At 45.0% G+C, this 18,571-nt stretch carries 17 protein-coding genes; 11 read left to right on the top strand and 6 right to left on the bottom strand.

The window, feature by feature from the left end; all coding sequences use genetic code 11:
* Positions 1-2: 2 nt before the first annotated feature.
* From ACYX4W_RS00410 to ACYX4W_RS00390, 5 genes are all read left to right on the top strand, one after another.
* Positions 3-533, top strand: coding sequence for a flavin reductase (locus ACYX4W_RS00410; RefSeq protein ID WP_476074361.1), 531 nt, complete (start codon positions 3-5; stop codon positions 531-533).
* A 19-nt stretch (positions 534-552) separates the two neighbouring features.
* Entirely contained in the window at positions 553-2,043 is a 1,491-nt protein-coding gene (locus ACYX4W_RS00405) for a CoA-acylating methylmalonate-semialdehyde dehydrogenase (RefSeq protein ID WP_476074360.1), read from the top strand.
* 271 nt (positions 2,044-2,314) lie between these two features.
* Positions 2,315-2,512, top strand: a complete 198-nt coding sequence (locus tag ACYX4W_RS00400; protein ID WP_476074359.1) for a hypothetical protein — start codon at positions 2,315-2,317, stop codon at positions 2,510-2,512.
* Positions 2,454-4,634 (top strand): TonB-dependent receptor, encoded by a 2,181-nt coding sequence (locus ACYX4W_RS00395; RefSeq protein ID WP_476074358.1) that lies wholly within the window; start codon positions 2,454-2,456, stop codon positions 4,632-4,634. The genes ACYX4W_RS00400 and ACYX4W_RS00395 overlap by 59 nt, the downstream gene beginning before the upstream one ends.
* A gap of 375 nt (positions 4,635-5,009) precedes the next feature.
* Positions 5,010-6,473 (top strand): NCS1 family nucleobase:cation symporter-1, encoded by a 1,464-nt coding sequence (locus tag ACYX4W_RS00390; RefSeq protein WP_476074357.1) that lies wholly within the window; start codon positions 5,010-5,012, stop codon positions 6,471-6,473.
* 99 nt (positions 6,474-6,572) lie between these two features.
* Here ACYX4W_RS00390 and ACYX4W_RS00385 read toward each other — a convergent pair whose 3' ends face one another.
* Positions 6,573-7,307 carry a helix-turn-helix domain-containing protein gene (locus ACYX4W_RS00385; RefSeq protein WP_476074356.1) on the bottom strand — a complete coding sequence of 245 codons (735 nt, stop codon included), beginning with the start codon at positions 7,305-7,307 and terminating at the stop codon, positions 6,573-6,575.
* A 131-nt stretch (positions 7,308-7,438) separates the two neighbouring features.
* Between ACYX4W_RS00385 and ACYX4W_RS00380 the strand changes: the two genes are divergently transcribed.
* From ACYX4W_RS00380 to ACYX4W_RS00365, 4 genes are all read left to right on the top strand, one after another.
* On the top strand, positions 7,439-7,843 hold the full coding sequence (locus ACYX4W_RS00380) for a hypothetical protein (protein WP_476074355.1): 405 nt from the start codon (positions 7,439-7,441) through the stop codon (positions 7,841-7,843).
* Positions 7,844-7,850: 7 nt separating this feature from the next.
* Positions 7,851-8,660 carry a DUF2145 domain-containing protein gene (locus ACYX4W_RS00375; protein ID WP_476074354.1) on the top strand — a complete coding sequence of 270 codons (810 nt, stop codon included), beginning with the start codon at positions 7,851-7,853 and terminating at the stop codon, positions 8,658-8,660.
* Positions 8,661-8,670: 10 nt separating this feature from the next.
* Complete coding sequence (gene yiaA / locus ACYX4W_RS00370; RefSeq protein ID WP_474857435.1) at positions 8,671-9,141, top strand: inner membrane protein YiaA; 471 nt, start codon at positions 8,671-8,673, stop codon at positions 9,139-9,141.
* Positions 9,142-9,358: 217 nt separating this feature from the next.
* Positions 9,359-10,411, top strand: a complete 1,053-nt coding sequence (locus tag ACYX4W_RS00365; protein ID WP_476074353.1) for a hypothetical protein — start codon at positions 9,359-9,361, stop codon at positions 10,409-10,411.
* A 94-nt stretch (positions 10,412-10,505) separates the two neighbouring features.
* Here the strand turns inward: ACYX4W_RS00365 and ACYX4W_RS00360 are convergent, their stop codons facing one another.
* The 3 genes from ACYX4W_RS00360 to ACYX4W_RS00350 form a co-directional block, all read right to left on the bottom strand.
* Positions 10,506-12,551: a TonB-dependent receptor gene (locus tag ACYX4W_RS00360; protein ID WP_476074352.1), complete on the bottom strand. Its 2,046-nt coding sequence runs from the start codon at positions 12,549-12,551 to the stop codon at positions 10,506-10,508.
* A gap of 125 nt (positions 12,552-12,676) precedes the next feature.
* Entirely contained in the window at positions 12,677-14,236 is a 1,560-nt protein-coding gene (locus ACYX4W_RS00355) for a PepSY-associated TM helix domain-containing protein (RefSeq protein ID WP_476074351.1), read from the bottom strand.
* Positions 14,237-14,239: 3 nt separating this feature from the next.
* Positions 14,240-14,821, bottom strand: coding sequence for a hypothetical protein (locus tag ACYX4W_RS00350; RefSeq protein WP_476074350.1), 582 nt, complete (start codon positions 14,819-14,821; stop codon positions 14,240-14,242).
* A gap of 242 nt (positions 14,822-15,063) precedes the next feature.
* Between ACYX4W_RS00350 and ACYX4W_RS00345 the strand changes: the two genes are divergently transcribed.
* Complete coding sequence (locus ACYX4W_RS00345) at positions 15,064-15,897, top strand: class II glutamine amidotransferase (protein ID WP_476074349.1); 834 nt, start codon at positions 15,064-15,066, stop codon at positions 15,895-15,897.
* A 116-nt stretch (positions 15,898-16,013) separates the two neighbouring features.
* Here ACYX4W_RS00345 and ACYX4W_RS00340 read toward each other — a convergent pair whose 3' ends face one another.
* Positions 16,014-17,036: a LysR family transcriptional regulator gene (locus ACYX4W_RS00340; RefSeq protein WP_476074348.1), complete on the bottom strand. Its 1,023-nt coding sequence runs from the start codon at positions 17,034-17,036 to the stop codon at positions 16,014-16,016.
* A gap of 229 nt (positions 17,037-17,265) precedes the next feature.
* On the opposite strand from ACYX4W_RS00340, the gene ACYX4W_RS00335 reads away from it, so the two are divergent.
* Positions 17,266-17,781, top strand: a complete 516-nt coding sequence (locus ACYX4W_RS00335; RefSeq protein ID WP_476074347.1) for a lactoylglutathione lyase family protein — start codon at positions 17,266-17,268, stop codon at positions 17,779-17,781.
* 145 nt (positions 17,782-17,926) lie between these two features.
* On the opposite strand, the gene ACYX4W_RS00330 is transcribed toward ACYX4W_RS00335, so the two are convergent.
* Complete coding sequence (locus ACYX4W_RS00330) at positions 17,927-18,568, bottom strand: MBL fold metallo-hydrolase (RefSeq protein WP_476074346.1); 642 nt, start codon at positions 18,566-18,568, stop codon at positions 17,927-17,929.
* Positions 18,569-18,571 lie beyond the last annotated feature (3 nt).

The following is an 18,571-nucleotide window of genomic DNA, read 5'->3' as shown; positions in this document are numbered from 1 at the left end:
GTATGACTATTACAGCAATAAAAAACGCAGTAACAGAAGTGCTTCCCCCGGTTACGCCTGAGCAATACCGTGAAGGCATGTCTAGCTTAGCGGCAGCGGTAAACGTCGTTACAACAACTGGCCCAGAAGGGCGCGCTGGCTTTACAGCAACGGCAGTGTGCAGCGTAAGCGACAGCCCAGCAACTTTGCTGGTGTGTTTAAACCGCAGCGCTTCTGTGCATAAGGTATTTAAGAACAGCACGCATCTGGTTATTAACACGCTAACCTCGCAGCATCAGTCAATTTCAAACACCTTCGGTGGTAAAGCGCCTATGAATGAACGCTTTGAAATTGGTGATTGGGGCGAGTCAGCAACTGGCTGCCCTCAACTACTCGATGCCGCAGTCAGTTTTGATTGCGTGATCACAGATGTAAAAAGTGTTGCTACACACGATGTGCTTTTTTGCCAAGTAGTAGACATCAAACAAGACCAAGACGCCGACGCACTTTTATATTACCAGCGCGGATATCACAGCGCGTGTAAAGACGCATAACTGAAGGATTAGATACCCAATGAAAGTAGTAGGCCATTTTATAAACGGTGAAACCTGTACCCCAAAAGGGCGTATGCAAGATGTTTATAACCCGGCAACGGGGGAGGCAGAGAAGCTGGTTTTGCTGGCATCAAAGGCTACCGTAAACGAAGCCATTGTTAACGCACAGCAAGCTTTTCCACAATGGCGAAACACGCCGGTAAGCAAGCGGGCTCGCGTTATGTTTAAGTTCAAAAGCTTACTTGAAGAGCACGCGGATGAAATTATCGCGCTAATTGGCGCCGAGCACGGAAAAATAAGCCACGACGCGGCGGGCGAACTGCAGCGAGGTATCGAGAACGTAGAATTTGCCTGTGGCGCGCCGCAGTTGCTTAAAGGTGAACACAGTAAAAATGTGGGGCCAAGTATAGATTCATGGAGCGAGTTTCAGCCCCTTGGTGTGGTTGCAGGAATAACTCCATTTAACTTTCCGGCTATGGTGCCGCTTTGGATGTTTCCGCTCGCCATAGTATGTGGCAACACTTTTGTTTTAAAACCATCAGAACGAGACCCAAGCTGCGCTATTTTCCTAGCGAAGCTACTTAAAGAAGCAGGGTTACCCGACGGTGTTTTCAATGTAATCAATGGTGATAAAGAAGCGGTTGATCAGGTACTCGATGACGAGCGCATTAAAGCAGTAAGTTTTGTAGGCTCAACGCCTATTGCTGAATACATCTATTCAAAAGCCAATGCTAGTGGCAAGCGCTGCCAAGCACTAGGCGGGGCTAAAAACCACGCCATTGTTATGCCTGACGCCGACGTTGATAACGCGGTTAATCAACTGTTAGGCGCAGCCTTTGGTTCATCGGGCGAGCGCTGTATGGCGCTCTCTGTGGTGGTTGCCGTGGGCGACAAGATAGCCGATGAGATTGTAGATAAAATGCAGTTGGCGATGAAAGACTTAAAAGTGGGGGCATTTGACGATGCATCTAATGATTTTGGCCCGCTTATTACACAGCAGCATAAAGAGAAAGTAGAAGGCTTTATAACAAGTGCAACTGAGCAAGGCGCTAACGTAGTCGTTGACGGGCGAAGCCCCACAGTCGAGGGATATGAAACTGGCTTTTTCTTAGGTGCCACACTCATCGATAAAGTCACGGCTGAAATGACAAGTTATAAGGCCGAAATTTTTGGCCCGGTATTACAGGTAATGCGCGTTGAAAGTATGGAGCAAGCCATGCAGCTTATTGACGAGCATGAATACGGCAACGGCACCTGCATTTTCACCCGCGATGGTGAAGCTGCCCGTTATTTCTCCGACAATATTCAGGTGGGCATGGTAGGCATAAACGTACCGCTGCCTGTACCTGTTTCTTATCACAGCTTTGGTGGTTGGAAGCGCTCACTCTTTGGCGACCTTCATGCATACGGACCTGACGGCGTGCGTTTTTATACTAAACGCAAAACTATTACCCAACGTTGGCCCTCAAGTGGTGTTAGAGAAGGAGTCAGCTTTTCATTTCCTAGTTAACTAACAAGTTAATAAAAACTACATGCTGCCGGTGCATTAATGCCTTTAGCTAAAAACGGCAAATGTTCACTGGCGGTGGGTAGTAAAAGCTATGCCATTAATTATAACAATTTAAACCCGCAAACCTTTGGCAGTTCCTCTCCAGTCCTGCTTTAGGTTTGTACCCCAGTGGCAATCGATAAGCAGTTCACGTCGACAGTTACTCTTATAAAAATATCGGGACAACACCGCCGCAAGGCTTGTTAAAAAGAACTATAAACGAGAGTAAAACATGCATACGTTAAACACACACAAGCGTCTGCTGGCGTTAACCGTTGGGATGGCGTTAAGTACGCCAGCGGCCTTTGCTGCAGAGAATGTTTGGGAAAGTATTGAAGTTACCGCGCAAAAGCGCAACGAGAATATAAGCGATGTGGGTATCGCTATTACCGCTTTTTCGGGGGAGCAGCTTAGAGGCGCTTGGTCTTGAAAGCAGTACCGAGCTTATTGCGTTTACCCCAGGCGTGTCGTTAGCCGGGGATATTGGTGGGCAGCGCGCTATTTTTAATATTCGAGGCGTGGTGCAAAATGACTATGCTGATTTGGCTGAAGCGCCGGTGGCGGTCTACGTGGACGGCGGATATTTAGCAAGCACCCAAGCGCAAACCTTTGGCTTATTTGATGTAGCCCGTATAGAAATTTTGAAAGGCCCGCAGGGAACATTATTCGGAAGAAATGCCACAGGCGGACTGGTTAATACGGTTACTGCCAAGCCTACTGTTGATACAGAGGGTTATGCTGAGTTTACTGCCGCACGATTCGAGCAATACCGCTTTGAAGGGGCCATATCAGGCGAACTAGCAGACGGCATTTATGGCCGCTTTTCTGGGTTTACCAATCAGCAAGGTGAGATCCTGGAGAATATTTATGAAGACGGCGCTGCACCTGATACCCGTTTAGGTTCTGTGGGAGGCGGTGAAGATGGGTACAACGATGATACCAAAGCGTTTCGTGCTCAACTGATGTTTGATATTGGCGAGGAAGGCTCCTTACTTCTGAGCGGTAACTGGTCTGATACCACCAAAAGTGAAGGCCCGTATCAGGTGGTGAATACCACAGAAGTGAAAGATGCCGCGGGCAATGTGATAGATGTAATTTTTGCAGCCGACGATCCTCTAGGCTGTGACACTATCCAAGCGGGTGTGTGTGTAGATGGTAATTTTAATGGCGACCCATTCCGTCCAGTGCAAGGTGGTGACTTCAACGGCAACTTTGACCCTGACGGTTCGGGCAATAAGGTAAATAAAGACTTCGCCTTTGACGATCAAAACAAAATCAAGTCAAAAGGCTTAGCGGCAACACTAGACTATGCTTTCGAAGAGTTCGATTTCTTTGCCATGTCAGATTATAAAGAATTCAAGCGTACGGTTGGTCTAGATTCTGACCAAACGGCGTCTCCTGAACTTATCTTTCAGTCAAATAGCACCATCGAACAGTTTAGCCAAGAGTTTCGCTTTTCAGGTGACACTGCCGACTTAAAGTGGGTTGGGGGGCTTTATTACCTTTCTATCGACACAGATTACAGTCAAGGCTTGGCGGGCTCGCCCACCACCTTCTTTTTAGGCGGAGAAGAAAACAATACTTTGGTGGCCCTTGAAACCGAATCATACTCTGTATTTGGGCAAGTCGACTACAGCTTGACTGACGACCTTGTTCTGGTTGGTGGCTTACGCTATACCCGTGAAGACAAAGACTTTGTGGGTAATGTTTATCAGAACGAGAACACCGACGACCGAGTTATTGAGATTGACACCAGCACGTCTTCTTTAGAAATGCTTTCGCAAAGCAACGACCAAAATTTATGGTCTGCAAAGCTTCAGTTGGAATATAGCATTGGCAATAGTTTGTACTATGCGGGAATTAATCGTGGCGTAAAAGCGGGAAGTTTTAATGCGCCCTTATTCGGAGGGTTCAGTTTTTATGAACCTGAAGAGCTCACTTCTTACGAAGCTGGCTTGAAGCACAGTTTTATGCAGGGAAGCGGCGTGTTTAATGCTAATGTCTTTTACTACGACTACAACGATTACCAGTCTTTTTCATGGGTAAATAATGCCGGTGTTGTGACGAATGAAGAAGCCTCGTTTAGCGGTGTGGAGCTTGAAGTATTTTTAACGCCAACAGACAGCTTGGATTTGATGGTGAATTTCTCTTATACCGATGCTGTGGTTGAAGATTTAGAAGTGGCGTCAGGTTACTTTGCCGATACTACTCCGCCATTTACCCCTGAATACCAGGCGTCTGCTATGCTCAGATACAACTGGGATGCGTTCGAAGGAAATATGGCTGCACAGCTATCAGCAAACTATCAATCTGAAACTTTTCACAATGCGCGTAATTTTACCGCTCATGAAATTGATAGCTATGCTACGGCAGATGCACGCTTAACCTGGGTTGATGGTCTAGACAAATGGAGCCTAGCTGCTTACGTAGATAATCTGTTTGATTCTGATCACGAACTCATTGGCTTTGACGTTTCAGGCTTTTACGGCACAAGTCAAATTTCCTACGCAAAACCTAGGACATATGGCGTGACTATTAGACGAAGTTTCTAGTTTGGTAAGTAAGGCGTTTTAGACACTTGGCTTAAAACTTAAATCTTACTCGAAAACGGCCTTGCTCGAAAATGCCAGATATTTAGCTAACCTAGATACCGACATTCTAAAAAACGGTATCTAGGTGTTTCGTTATCGGTAAGCGCAAAACGGCAGCATTTTTGCTTCTGTTCTCATCAGCGACTTATCGGTGGCTTATCGCTAAATAGCGCGTTTTCGCTAGTTAAAAAGAATGCGGCATTTTTTCAAAAAATGTCACCCAAGGAATCAGCAAAATATTCGATATTTTGTAAACAGTAACGCTTCGTAAGGCCCTGTTTTTTATTTATAAAAAAGACAAGCGCGTGCAGCACTAAAACAACAAGGAAATAGATCGTGGATAACACCAACAATCAACCCATGACAAAACCTTCCCATTACGATGGCGATTTATGGAACCCAGATTTGGCGCCCACCAGTGAGGCAACAAGAACCTGGAGGTGGAAGGACTATGCGGCGTTATGGGTGGCTATGGTGGTATGTGTGCCCACCTATTTGCTATCTGCTGGGCTAGTGTCTGAAGGCATGAACTGGTATCAGGCAGTGATAACCGTGCTGTTGGGCAACATTATTGTGCTGGTGCCAATGATGCTAATTGGTCACGCGGGGGCTAAATACGGTTTACCTTTTCCTGTATTGCTACGTAGTGCTTTTGGTACCAAAGGCGCGAAGATCCCTGCTCTGGCTCGCGGCCTTGTAGCGTGTGGGTGGTTTGGTATCAATACATGGGTGGGTGGCAGTGCGATTTACGTTATTTTAAATAGCGTGAGCGGCGACGCGTTTGTAGGGCAGGCGCTGCCATTTTTAGGTATAGATATTACTCAAACCTTATGCTTCTTTGCTTTTTGGGCAATGCATTTGGTTTTCATTAAGCACGGTACTGAATCTATTCGCTGGCTTGAAACTTTTGCTGCACCATTTTTGATCTTAATGGGCTTAGCGCTTCTTGCTTGGGCATACATCAATGCCGGTGGATTTGGCGCTATGTTATCTACGCCATCTCAATTTGTCGAAGGGGGCGCTAAAGAAGGACAGTTTTGGTCTGCGTTTTTCGCAGGTCTTACATCTATGGTGGGCTTTTGGGCAACCATGGCATTAAATATCCCTGACTTCACTCGCTTTGCTAAATCACAGAAAGATCAGATGCTAGGGCAGGCTATCGGCTTACCCTTACCCATGGCGTTGTTTGCCTTTATTGGGGTAGCGGTTACCTCGGCAACGGTAACCATTTACGGTGAAGCTATTTGGGACCCAGTGGCACTCGCGGGCAGAATGGGCGGCATGGGCGTGGTCTTTGCGCTCGCGGCATTAGCGCTTGCTACTTTAACTACGAATTTAGCCGCTAACATGGTTGCCCCGGCGTATGGGTTTTCGAACATGGCGCCTTCAAAAATTAGCTTTAGAATGGGCGGATACATCACCGCGGGTATCGGCGTTGCTATATTCCCTTGGAAGCTGCTTGAAACCGCCGGTGGTTATTTATTTACGTGGCTTACGGGATATTCAGCGCTACTGGGCCCAATCGCAGGTATTCTCATTGCTGACTATTTTATCTTGAGAAAATCGATGCTAAATATTGATGCGCTGTTTCAGCACAGTGGCGAATATGGCGCGAACAATGGTTGGAACATGGCGGGCGTAGCTGCACTTGTTATTGGTATTTTGCCTAATATCCCTGGCTTTGCGCACGCAGACTGGGTTTGTAGACAGCGTACCTGCCATTTTCGATACGCTTTACGCCTACGCGTGGTTCGTGGGGCTAATTATCGCCAGTATCGTTTACCTAACGCTGTCCAATAGAGTACCAGTTACCATGCAGGCAAAAAGCGCCTCCCAATAATGGGGTCAGAGTACATTTCTATTTAATTTACTCTGACCCCCAAATATGCTTTGTCAGGGTTATTTTCGCTTCATGTTTTCAAAAAGCGAAGGTTCCCAAGGCCGCATAGCCATCAGCAACCCCACATGCTGGCGCTCTTCTATCGGTAAGTCATTATCTTCGCTACTGAGCTTAGCTGCTTCTTGCCTAAGCTGCTCTAAGCGCCGCTGAATGATAGATACCGAGGTTTGTGAATAGCGCCCGCGCAAATAAAAGCGGAACATCCAAGGTTCGTTTTTCTTTGGGTCCATGAACTTCACCATGACTTCTTGTTCCATAAACTTTTCTAGCGGCCCGCCTGGGATCCAGCGAAAGTCTTGGGCAATAAGCAGCTTATAATGGTTGTTCGGCAACAGTTCGATAAGCTTAAGCCTATCAAGGGTTGTCATTAGCTTAATGCCTTCCACTTCATCAATATCGTAATGTTCGATGAGTTCTGAAAAGCGCCAACCGTCTCTTACGCACACGGCGGCAAGCAGTAGCTTAGGGTTAGCGAGCAGTTCCATTTCTTGCTGTTCAGACAGCTGCGAAATCTTCTCCTGCTGCTTTTGTGAAAGGCTAAATAAATCGCTTAATGACAGATTTAAGCGCTCACAAATCTGCTCTAACTTATCAAGGCTGAATGCCTGCAACGAAAAGTTACGCTTTACACTCGCTTCGCTAACATCAAGTGCTTCTGCAAGCTGCTTATAGGTGAGTCGCTGTTCCCGTAAGCATTGTTTCAAGGTGTCGTACACAAGGCTAATTTGGCTCATGGTATTACTTTTTTATACTTGTGGTGTAATTTAATACTACATTAATCATTTTGGTTTACGAAATTTATTCTTGGTTCTAGTGTAGAAAGTGTTCAGACACATCTTGTCTTAACACAATAGGAGCAAGTGATATGAAAAATACACGTTCAACATTGATGTTAACTGCACTATTAAGTGGTGCGCTTCTTACCCATTCTGTAATGGCAGATGATTCTTTTGACCATAGCGGCAAAGCCAGTAAGCACAGTGCGTTAGCTGCCTCTGAAGGCTTAGCGACAACCGCTTCGGTAGCAAGTGCGGTGGTGGCAGTGCCTGTGGTATTGACCGGGAGTGTGGTTGTAGCAGGAAGCGCGGTGGTAGAAAGTGCCGTGAATGAAAGTGCTCGCAACCTTCATCAGGCTAGCCATCAGTCTTCATTAGCGCACAACCAACCTTTGGTAATAACCGAAACTATTATTACTGCCGACCCTGCTCCAAACCAAGTGGTTACTACTAAAACCAAAGTGATCACAACTACAACAAACACTAAGCGGTAGGTTAGACATGAAAACCTACATAACTTCAATCGGGTTTGCACTTGTACTATTGATGTCTGGTATTCATGACGTATACGCGGGTAGTCAGCAGCATGGTAAGCCTACTTTTACGCCAGAAGCGATCGCTACTTTTTCAAAGAATGTGGAAAAGTATGCGGCAGGTGAAGGGGCCCGCGCGTTTATCGTTGCCAGACGTGGCAGGCCTATTGAGGATATGCCAAAAGGTATTCGCTTTACTCATACCGCAATCGCTATTTACTCAAGTATTGAGCTAAGCAATGGCGATACGGCGAAGGGTTATGCCATACACAATTTATATCAAGACGCAGATGAGCAGGGCAAAAGTCATTTGATTACCGACTATCCAGTAGATTTCTTCTGGGGCGCGTATGCGCTAGAGGCAGGAATAATAATTCCTTCAGTAGAGGTACAGCAAGCGTTGGTAAATCTATATCGCGATGACAAAGCTAAGCTGCTTCACAATGCTCGATATTCGGTAGTGGCAAACCCGTTTAATAGTGAACGTCAAAACTGCACGGAATACACCCTTGATGTTTTGAACGCTGCAATTTATTCAACCACTGATATTACGCAGCTAAAGGTAAATGCTAAGGCCCATTTTGTGCCACAAAAAGTAAATATGAGCCCCGCGAAACTTGGCTTAGCAAGTATGTTCAGCGATGGCGTAACTTTGTCAGACCACGGTCGCAAGGTAGAAACCACCACTTTCGGAAGCCTTGCTCGCTATATGCAAAAGTACGATTTAACAAACAAGGCCGTTACGTTTACCCATACGGGTCAAATAGAGAATATTTAGGAGTTTTACTATGCAAAACATGACTAAACCCACTAAAGCATTTCGAATCGCGTCACTAGCTGCACTTATTGTAGGCGTAGGTGCTTATTTTATAGGCTTGTACAATGCACCTATGGCCCTTAACGAAAAAGGTTATTACTTCACAATCATGCTATTTGGATTATTTTCAGTGGTAAGCTTGCAAAAAACGGTACGGGATAAAATGGAAGGTGTACCTACGACCAAAGCATACTTTTTAGCTTCAGCGGTAGCCACCGGTTCAGCCATTGTACTGTTAGTTATTGGATTGCTGAACGCAGAACTCTTGTTAAGCGAAAAAGGCTTTTTTGGCATGGCGTTTACCTTGAGCTTATTTGCTGCCATTACGGTTCAAAAGAACGTTCGTGATAGCCAAAATCAAAATGAACTTAGTAGCGTTGAACCCCAATTAGAAACTAACGTTTCACAGCCTGAAACAACCACCGAAGTAAAAGCTGTATAAAAGTAAAGGGGTCAGAGTACATCTCGCCAAAGCTGTACGAACCCTGCCACCAAATTAATGTACTCTGACCCCCATAAGTTTTGGGGTCAGAGTACATTTCGCCAAAGTCAGACGACCCCGCCATCAAATTAATTTACTCTGACCCCACTTTTTCGTATTGTATATCAATTGTTTAGCTATTTAGCGTCCTTTATTTTTAACGCATCAGGGATGAAATATGCGTAAACCCGTCAAATACAGAATTGCTTTTTTAATCGTTGCTGCGGCGTGTTTTTATGTAGGCACATGGTTCTTACCGAGTACCTTGCCAGACATTACGCTGAACTTTAGCAATATCATATCAGAGCCAAGCTGGCGTAATACGGCGCTTGTTTCGTTGGTTTATTTCCTTTTGCTGCCGGTGTTGTATTACTTCTGGGTTATCCGTATTGGCGAACAAGCTCTTTGGAAGTTACTGCTAATATTTTCTTTAAGTAGTTTAATAGCCCGCTACAACTACCCGGAACAGCTAGCGCACTATTTTGCGTTTATCAGCTACCTTAAATACCCCATCATTGCCGTACTAATGATTATTGAAGTAGTGCTTTTGGTAACTATCGTGAAAGCGCTTTGGGGCGCACGTAAACTAAGCGGCGACCCACGAATACACATGCTCGAAAAATATGAAACAGCTGAAGCGCCAGAAAAAGGTAGCAAAGAGGCTAAGCAACTAGAGCTTGCTTTAATGTTGGCTCACGAACCTGCTAGTTGGTATTACGCTATACCTAGCTTCAGCAAAAAGCATGTGAAAAGCGCAGTGCACCTGAAGTTACTTTCTGGTAAGTGGTGGCATTTACTAAGCGTACTTATTGCTTTGAGTATCACAACCTATGCCTCTTATGTATTGCTATCGCAATTTAGTGAAACGATTGCCATGGTGGTGGCCACCTTGGTGTTCTATCTAGTGATCATGTTTGTTGCGAACTACCGGGTAAGCAAAAACTACAGCTGCTTTGTTTGGCAGGACAAGGTTGTAGTGAATAACTCTTGGTGGGGAATGGTTGTGATTCCAAAAGCGAATATAGAAAGCATTGAAGTTGGCGAGTGGAGTAGAAATTTAACCAAAGAGGATTTTCACTTTGGAAGGGGCGCTGCTAACGTCAAACTTACCTTCAATAAACCCCAAACATATTATTCTGGTATGGCTTTACTAAATGAAAGTATTTCGACCCTATATTTAAGCGTAGATAACCCTTCGATGCTACACAGGGAGCTTGAAGTCATCGATTAGCTTTTCACTGCGCAGTAGGCGGTAAAGCCTAAACCACCGCGCGCAATACGTCGCGGGCGGTGGTGGCTTGCAGGAGTTTACTCTTTAAAGTAAATCAAAATTTATAAGTAGCAGAAACTCCAACGTTTCTCGGGTCCGCAATGGCAGCGTAGCCCGCCGGGTTACGAGCACTTACGGGTTCTTGAGTCACAATGGCAGTTTCGTCGAAAAGGTTGTCTATAAACGCAGTAACAGACCAGTTGTCGGTCTCGTAGCCAGCGGTTAGACGTACCAGGGTATAGTCTCCAGCTACACGCTCTTCAGTATTTGAAAAGTCGCCAAAATATTCACCAATGTAACGGACCGAGCCACCTACATTAAATGTGTCGTTTAGCCAGTATTTTGCCCCTACATTTGCGTTAAAAGAGGGGGCAGAATTCAGTTCATTACCATCCACATCAGGGTATTCCTCACCTGCATCGGTAATTTCACTGTTAAGTAACCCAATACCCGCATTAAGCTGTAGGTCGTCAGTGAGATTTGTATGCAGCTCCGCTTCCAAGCCATAAGTTGTTACCTCTGGCATATTCGTTATGAAGCGGGTCGAGCTTAATGCTTGAAAACCTGAATAGTCGTTATAGAAAAGGTTAGCACTAATGAATGTACTATTACTTAACGATGTACGCGAGCTCAACTCGTAGGTGTAGACTTCTTCTTCATCGTAGTAATAGTACTCTTGAGCTGTGAAGTTTAGCGCACCACCCGCTGCGTTATACCCTTTACGAGCACTGATACCCAATGTAGTGCTTTCATCTACATCATAGGTTAGCGCGAGTTTAGGAAGGAAAATGTTAGTATCTTCTATGTATACATCGTCGATGGGGTCATAAACGAAGTGCCTGTCTTGGCTTTCTCTTTCTAGGCGCCCACCCGCGGTAAGCGTGAGCTTATCCGATAAAGTAAAGTTGGCTTCGGCATATAGTGCGATTGATTCACTATCGTCGTCACCGTAGTAGGGAAATGCTCCCGTACTTAAAATATCTTGCTCACGCTCGAAGTAATAGAAACCAATAAAACCTGTGGTTTCACCACCACTAAACGCGAAGTTTAGCTTTGCATCTACCGTGGTATTGGTTTCATCGAATACTAGAGTTTGTTCGTCTTCATCAGATGCTTCGTAACTGTCAAAGCCCCACTGATAATCCATATAAGCCAATATAAGGTCGAACGAGAAGTTATCATTTATTGCATATTCTGTAAGGAGCGAGGTGGTAGATATTTCAGTTTCAATATTTCTAAAAAATACGCGATTTCGTTCGTCTAAATTTTCAAGCTCATAATAAATACGCCCCGTGTCACCTTCTTCGTTGTTGTAGGTGTGTGTAAGCATAAATGAAAGGTCGTCGCTAGGCTCCCACTTAAGCTTCGCGCGCACGCGACGGGTTTCAATTTCATCTATGTCGTAGTCTGGAGGGTTAGTTTCAAAACCTTCACCATTGGTAATGGTATCTGCGTTAAGCGTTTGCACACTTAAACGAAACGCTAGTTCATCTTCAATAATAGGGCCTGATATAACACCAGCAGTATCAATATATTGGTCTTTATTTCTATAGCCTACTCGGGCTGCGCCTTCCCAATCGAAAGAAGGATCATTAGTCTTAATGAAGACAGAGCCGGCAATACTGTTTCGTCCATTACTTGTAGATTGAGGGCCCCTGAAAACCTCTATTTGCTGTAAGTCCCACATACCACTATCGCCGCTTAAGTCGGCAACAAAAGGCTGTGCCACGCCATCAATTAGGGTTGATACACGCCCCTTTGCGCCACCGGCAATTGAATTAAAGCCCCCAGCGCCACCGTTACCCGAAACACCGCGAATGTCGGGCAATGCTCCCGAAAGCGTTACCACGTTGGCGATTTCTGAAAGTGCATCAGATACCGACTTGTATTGCGTATTGTTTATTTCATCTGCGGTAAGAATAGATATGGATGATGTTGAATCTTTTAGCGTACGATTGGCTTTTTCACCTAGTACGACGATTTTCTCAATTTCCTCAACACTCCCGTCAGGGGCTGGTACATTTTGAGCATTGACAGTAAAGCCGACCGTTGATATTGCCATTGCTATCACAGATAACGATGATGGAAACGTGTTTCTCATAAAAGTAGTTCCTTATTATTTCTCAAAGTAGTACGGCCGCTTTGAACGAGGCTCTTTTTATTGCTTAAGTGGTAAAGTTCTGGCGGTTGCCAACGGTCAACACTCGCCAGAGTGTTAGATTTAGGTTACTGCCAGACACCGTCTTGGGGCACAAGCGTGCGCTTTGCAGCCAAACTATTCGCAGTCAAAATAAACAAAGCAATAAGCGAAATAGCAACTCCGATAAACGCGATATTTATGGTGCTAGATACGCTGGCATTCCAATAAACACAGGTCACTACAATAAGGCTAAGTGCTATGACGGTAAGTGCATAAAGGCTGTGAATGGCTGCTTTAAGAGGGGGAACCCAAAAGCTGTATGCTATCGCTGCTAGGAACCCGCCGTAATAGCCAAGGTGCTGATAGAGTTGAATGTTACCTTGTGCTGCCGATACAAGCTTCGCCGCCAAAAGAGATAAACCAATCCCAACCAAGGTACCTGTGCAAACGCCGACAGTTAGGCGCGATAAAATTCTTACCGAGCGTTTCTGTGTGGCAGGAGCATTAGCTGTCGAGCGTTTTCTTCTCCCTTCTATCCAAATGATATTGCCCGTTAGGAAAAGCAGTGAGCCGCTTAATCCCAATGCAAAATAAATCCAGTGAATTGCACTGCCGCCAAACCCCCCGAAGTGCAGCGTGAAAAAGCTATTCACAATTTTACCCGCTACGCCTGAAACTGAAGGCAGCATTGCCGTATACCCAGCTGAGGCAGTGTATGGGTCTGTCACCCAGAACGCATAATAAGGACCGCGGATGATCTCACCTTCAAGTTCGCCACCAATGATCAATCTAGAACGCGGCGTACCCAGACCTGAAAAGCGAAGTTCAGCCATATTAAAGTCAGGCTCAGTTTCTGTAATTTTCTGGCGTAATGTTTCTATAGAGAGAAGGTTTTCGTTGTTTCGAACCACGTCAATTGCAGCGGGTCGATTAAACATAGGCTTATCTTGATAAACAAGGCTTTGCATAGAGCCATAAAGGATATCGTGATAAGCGAATACCACAGTTGTTACCGCGATGATGATGTGAAAAGGAAGGGCTGAAATACCTAATATATTGTGAAAATCTACCCAAAAACGTTTTGCTTTTTTTGCCTTTCGCAGGGCAAATAAGTCTTTTGCCCATGTGGGGAGAAATATAACCAGACCAGATACAATGGCGACAAAGTAGAGTATACAAACGATACCCATTATCCAGATACCTACCGCATCGTGATCGTCACCTCCTGGGATCCCTGCGGTTCTGTGTAAATGATCAAGAAAATCACCGATATCTGAAAGAAATGCTTGCTGACTGATAAGTTGTCCGTTCTCATCCAATGAAGCATGCCAATAGACCGCATCATGAGTACCTTCATCTCTCACTACCCATTGAACCGGCGCATGTTCTGTCATTGCGGTAGGCAAATACACCGTCATTTCTTTACCTGCTTCTGGGTGCTCAGTAAGTACTTGTTGTATTAGGTCGTCATACTGGCTTTCAGCGATGGCAGGCATGGTATTTTCGCTGTGTAGAGCCCAGGTGTTCAGTGGCCCTTTAAACATGGTAAAAGCACTCGTTGCAAAGCAGATGAACAATAAAAGCCCAGATAAAATGCCTGTCCAAATATGAATGTTTTGGTAGTTTTTAAAGTTTTCTAATTTCATGGTTTAAATGAAGACCTGTATTGCTAGGTACTCTGCAGCGGTTAAAAGAGCGATAGCGGTAAAGATGCGAAGTGGACGGTGAGAAAAGTAAATAAGTGCTATAAGCGTGAGCCAGACAGGTACTATCCACCACATAAGGTGTTGTGTTTTAACGTCTAAAGGCGTGTTATCAAAAACTGCAAAAGTGATAAGTGCGCTAGTAAATAAACCTAGAGGAAGCCCCAGTACAAGTGCTCCAATACTTTTTAGCCACCATTGTGGCGGATTAGCTTGACTACTTTGGTCGCGAGATAACGTAGATTTATTACCCCGTGGTGCGGTTAAAGGCTTCTCCCACCGTGTTATAAGAGGTACAAGGCTTAAACCAAGCATGCTAAGCGTGAAAGTCGTATAAATTGCTGCGGCTACTGAAAACGACTGGCTGAAACAAAAAGTGGCGACAGTACAGAGACTAATACAACCGATGATGGCTGTTTTAAATGAATAAGGGCGTGTTTTAAACCACTGCTGGTTTGGGTTCCCAGCATACAAGACTGTACACGCTAACACGCAGAGGACTAAACCAAATGCAAATACAGTCGTCAACGTAAGCTCTCCTTTAGCTTTTATTTAATTTGCGGCAAGCAGCCTTAAAAAATCGCCAATAGGATATTCAACTAAAGTATGCATGTAAATAGTAATTATTGTTATTTTCATTACTATTTTATTTAATGGACTCTTTAAAACCTCTTTAATTATGAAATGTTGATTGCTCCTAATTAAGAATTGAACTAGCGCCAGCCCTTTATTATGCTGAACACAAATATTGTTAGAGGCCGTAAATTAACGTGTGTGAACTTCTAGGCATGAGTGCCAATACCCCAACAGATTTGTGTTTTAGCTTTACGGGATTAACGCGCCGTGGTGGTGAAACCGGGCCGCATAAAGACGGCTGGGGCGTGGCATTTTACGAGGGGAAAGGCGTGCGTATGTTTCACGACCCTGAGCCTTGCGCCACGTCACCTATCGCCGACTTTGTTTCTAAGCTTCCTATAAAAAGTAAAAACGCCATTTGTCATATTCGGCAAGCTAACGTTGGTAACATCAACTTGGCGAACACGCATCCCTTTACCCGTGAGCTTTGGGGGCGCTATTGGGTGTTTGCACACAACGGGCAGTTACCCAACTTCTCACGTCGAGCAGGTATTTATGAAGCGGTAGGGAATACAGATAGCGAAGAGCTTTTCTGCGACATTATGAATAATGTTAGGCAAAACCTCCCCCGAGATGCTATGCCAGAGCAGCTAGCTGAAACGCTTGTCGAATTGGCACAAGAGTATGCACAGCAAGGTGTATTTAACTGTTTATTGAGTAACGGCGACTGGCTGTTTACTTTCTGTAGCACAAAGTTAGCTAGCATTACCCGTAGAGCACCTTTTGGCCCGGCTTGCTTAAGTGATGTTGAAGTAGAGATTGATTTTGCAGCTGAAACCACGCCAAAGGATGTGGTAAGTATTATCGCTACCGAACCGCTAACTAACGATGAACAGTGGGATATATACGAGCGAGGTGAATGGAAGCTTTGGCAAGAGGGGGAAGTCATTGCCTCGGGTAAAGTGGGTGTACCTGAACACAAAAAAGAAGCCGAGATGGTAGCGCCCGATCCTTCGCTTCACGACTAATTACGAATTGTGGGGTCAGAGTAATTTTAATGGTCCCGCCCTCAAAAGCTCTGCGTTTAGTCGTTAAGCCAGCCTGATAATGTACTCTGACCCCAAAACTCGGGTCACCCCACTATTTATCTCAATACTTGGGAGATGGTTTGTTTTACTGCTTGATAGCGGGCGGGGAGTGCGCTGTGGGGTGTTTGAACACTGTATAATGGCTCTGTCACCTCATTTTTGGCTTCGTAGACGGTGAGTTTGTCGGCAAATGACACAAATTCTAGCGTGCTGGTTGGCAGCACGGTGTAACCTAACCCTTCGCTTACCGGCAGTAGAATTTGCGAAAGTTGATTGATATAGCCGGCGTGTGGCAGCTTATTTGGATTAACCTTGGCTAATTCAGGCTCTCCGCAATCGTTAAAGTAGCGCTGTAAGTAGTGCATGGCGTCAGGGTGATTTATAAGCCCTAAATGGTTGATTACGGCTTTTAGCATAATAGCGTCATCAGTTTTACTCTTTGCTCTTTCAGATACGCTTGTTATTTTTGTACCCGTACCCGTACCCGTACCCGTACCCGAATCAGGCATAAAGTTCTGTGTATTTTCAGGCAATTCAGAAAGCTGTGTAGCAAGTGCAACAGGCAGGCTACGCGGTAGGATAAGCCCCAGTGCTTCTTCGCCTAAGTACTCACTGTGTATATCTTCACTCTCTGGCTGGTTAGTCACAATGCCAAGCTCAAGGGTATTGTTAGCTATGCCTGATAAAATTGTGCGTCGAGGCGCGACTTCAACATGAATATTTAGCGCGTTATGCTGCTTTTGTAGTGCCAACAGGGCAGGGTAAATACGCTGCGCGATAGCGCCTGAACAGGCCACTACACATTTTCCTTCAAATGGCGCGTCAAATTTCAAGCTGGCAATAAAATCTTGCTCCTTAGCCTGCTGATTTTTAGCGTAGTGATACACCCGCTGACCCTGCTCTGTAAGCTGAATCCCTTTGCCTAAACGAACCACCAATTCGCACTGACATACTTCCTCTAGCTTTTTCAGATGCTGACTTACTCCTGGCTGCGTCATAAAACGTTGCTCAGCGGTGCGAGTGAAGTTGCCTGTTTCTACTAGAGTAATAAAGGTGTCTAGCCAAATAGGGTTAATCATTTTGGTATAACCTAAATTTATGAAATTGAGAAAATATCATAATTTCAAGTTTACGGTTTGTCTAGCTACTATGTATCCATGTTCACTTAAGCGCTATTTATCGAGTAGCTTTCCTATTGAAGTTTTGGGTGGTTGTTGAGGCAAAAACGCTATCTAACCCAACACTGAAATAGGCAATGTATTAGTCGCTTAAACCATTTTGATAACTTGCACTACCTAGGAGTAAGTGATGACTGAAGCAGTAAAAACACCGTATCCACGTACGTTTTCTCACATCGGTATTTCAGTATCTGACTTAGAAGCTGCCGTGAAATTTTATACCGAAGTACTTGGTTGGTATCTCATCATGAAGCCAACGGAAATTGTTGAAGACGATTCGGCCATTGGTGAAATGTGTACCGACGTATTCGGTGCAGGTTGGGGTAAATTCCGCATTGCGCACCTTTCAACAGGTGATCGTGTTGGCGTTGAAATCTTTGAGTTCAGTAACCAAGAGAACCCTGAGAACAACTTCGAGTACTGGAAAACCGGTATCTTCCACTTCTGTGTTCAAGACCCAGACGTAGAAGGCTTGGCTGAGAAGATTGTTGCCGCTGGTGGTAAAAAGCGAATGAAGGCGCCGCGTTATTACTATCCTGGTGAAAAGCCTTACCGCATGATTTACATGGAAGACCCTTTTGGCAACATCCTTGAAATTTATAGCCACAGCTATGAATTGCACTATGCAAGCGGCGCTTACGAGTAAGCGTTAATTAATAATGCTTTATAGGCATTGCGTAAGCAAATGCATAGCTAGCATTAAATAAGCGAAAGGCGAGGGCGAAACAAGCAAAAGCTTGTTCAACGCACCTCGCCTTTTTGTTCTTTAACTGCTAATAAAACGTAGGGTTTTATCCAAACTGACCCGAAACATAAGGGTTAGTCGCCTTTTCTGTGGCTACCGTTGTAGTGGGGCCATGCCCAGGATAAATCGTCATATCATCGGGTAGCGCCATAATTTTTTGCTTAATAGAGTCGATAAGCTGCTGATGATTTCCTTGCGGAAAATCAGTTCTGCCAATAGAGCCCGCGAAAATTACATCCCCCACAATAACCCGGTTGCTTGAACGCTCTACCAACACCACATGTCCAGGCGTATGACCGGGGCAATGCAATACTTCTAACGTTAAACTGCCTACTGAAATGGTGTCGTTATCATTTAACCACTCATTGGGAGCAAAAGGTTGCGCGGGCGGAAAGCCAAACATCTGGCTTTGCTGCATAAGGGCATCTAACCAGAATTTATCACCGATATGAGGGCCCACAATAGGCACACCGTAATGTTCAGCGATGGCGACTGTGCCGCCAACGTGGTCGAGATGACCGTGAGTCAGTATGATTTTTTCTATACTCACGCCTTTATTTGTAGCAGCTTCAATTAACGTTTCAACGTCGCCACCTGGGTCGACAAACGCGCCTTTGTTAGTCGTTGGATCCCAAATTAACGAGCAGTTTTGGGCAAAGGGCGTAACCGGTATAACTTGAATTTCCACTGT

The organism is Alteromonas sp. ABH4_454 (assembly GCF_056311775.1).
Note: the sequence above shows the minus strand (reverse complement) of the source record. Positions and strands in the feature narration are given on the sequence as shown.

Bases quoted from the DNA above. Each gene is read 5' to 3' on its own strand.
- ACYX4W_RS00410 (WP_476074361.1), top strand. From the start codon at position 3: ATGACTATTACAGCAATAAAAAACGCAGTAACAGAAGTGCTTCCCCCG.
- ACYX4W_RS00405 (WP_476074360.1), top strand. From the start codon at position 553: ATGAAAGTAGTAGGCCATTTTATAAACGGTGAAACCTGTACCCCAAAA.
- ACYX4W_RS00400 (WP_476074359.1), top strand. From the start codon at position 2,315: ATGCATACGTTAAACACACACAAGCGTCTGCTGGCGTTAACCGTTGGG.
- ACYX4W_RS00395 (WP_476074358.1), top strand. From the start codon at position 2,454: ATGTGGGTATCGCTATTACCGCTTTTTCGGGGGAGCAGCTTAGAGGCG.
- ACYX4W_RS00385 (WP_476074356.1), bottom strand. From the start codon at position 7,307: ATGAGCCAAATTAGCCTTGTGTACGACACCTTGAAACAATGCTTACGG.
- ACYX4W_RS00380 (WP_476074355.1), top strand. From the start codon at position 7,439: ATGAAAAATACACGTTCAACATTGATGTTAACTGCACTATTAAGTGGT.
- ACYX4W_RS00375 (WP_476074354.1), top strand. From the start codon at position 7,851: ATGAAAACCTACATAACTTCAATCGGGTTTGCACTTGTACTATTGATG.
- yiaA (WP_474857435.1), top strand. From the start codon at position 8,671: ATGCAAAACATGACTAAACCCACTAAAGCATTTCGAATCGCGTCACTA.
- ACYX4W_RS00365 (WP_476074353.1), top strand. From the start codon at position 9,359: ATGCGTAAACCCGTCAAATACAGAATTGCTTTTTTAATCGTTGCTGCG.
- ACYX4W_RS00360 (WP_476074352.1), bottom strand. From the start codon at position 12,551: ATGAGAAACACGTTTCCATCATCGTTATCTGTGATAGCAATGGCAATA.
- ACYX4W_RS00355 (WP_476074351.1), bottom strand. From the start codon at position 14,236: ATGAAATTAGAAAACTTTAAAAACTACCAAAACATTCATATTTGGACA.
- ACYX4W_RS00340 (WP_476074348.1), bottom strand. From the start codon at position 17,036: ATGATTAACCCTATTTGGCTAGACACCTTTATTACTCTAGTAGAAACA.
- ACYX4W_RS00335 (WP_476074347.1), top strand. From the start codon at position 17,266: ATGACTGAAGCAGTAAAAACACCGTATCCACGTACGTTTTCTCACATC.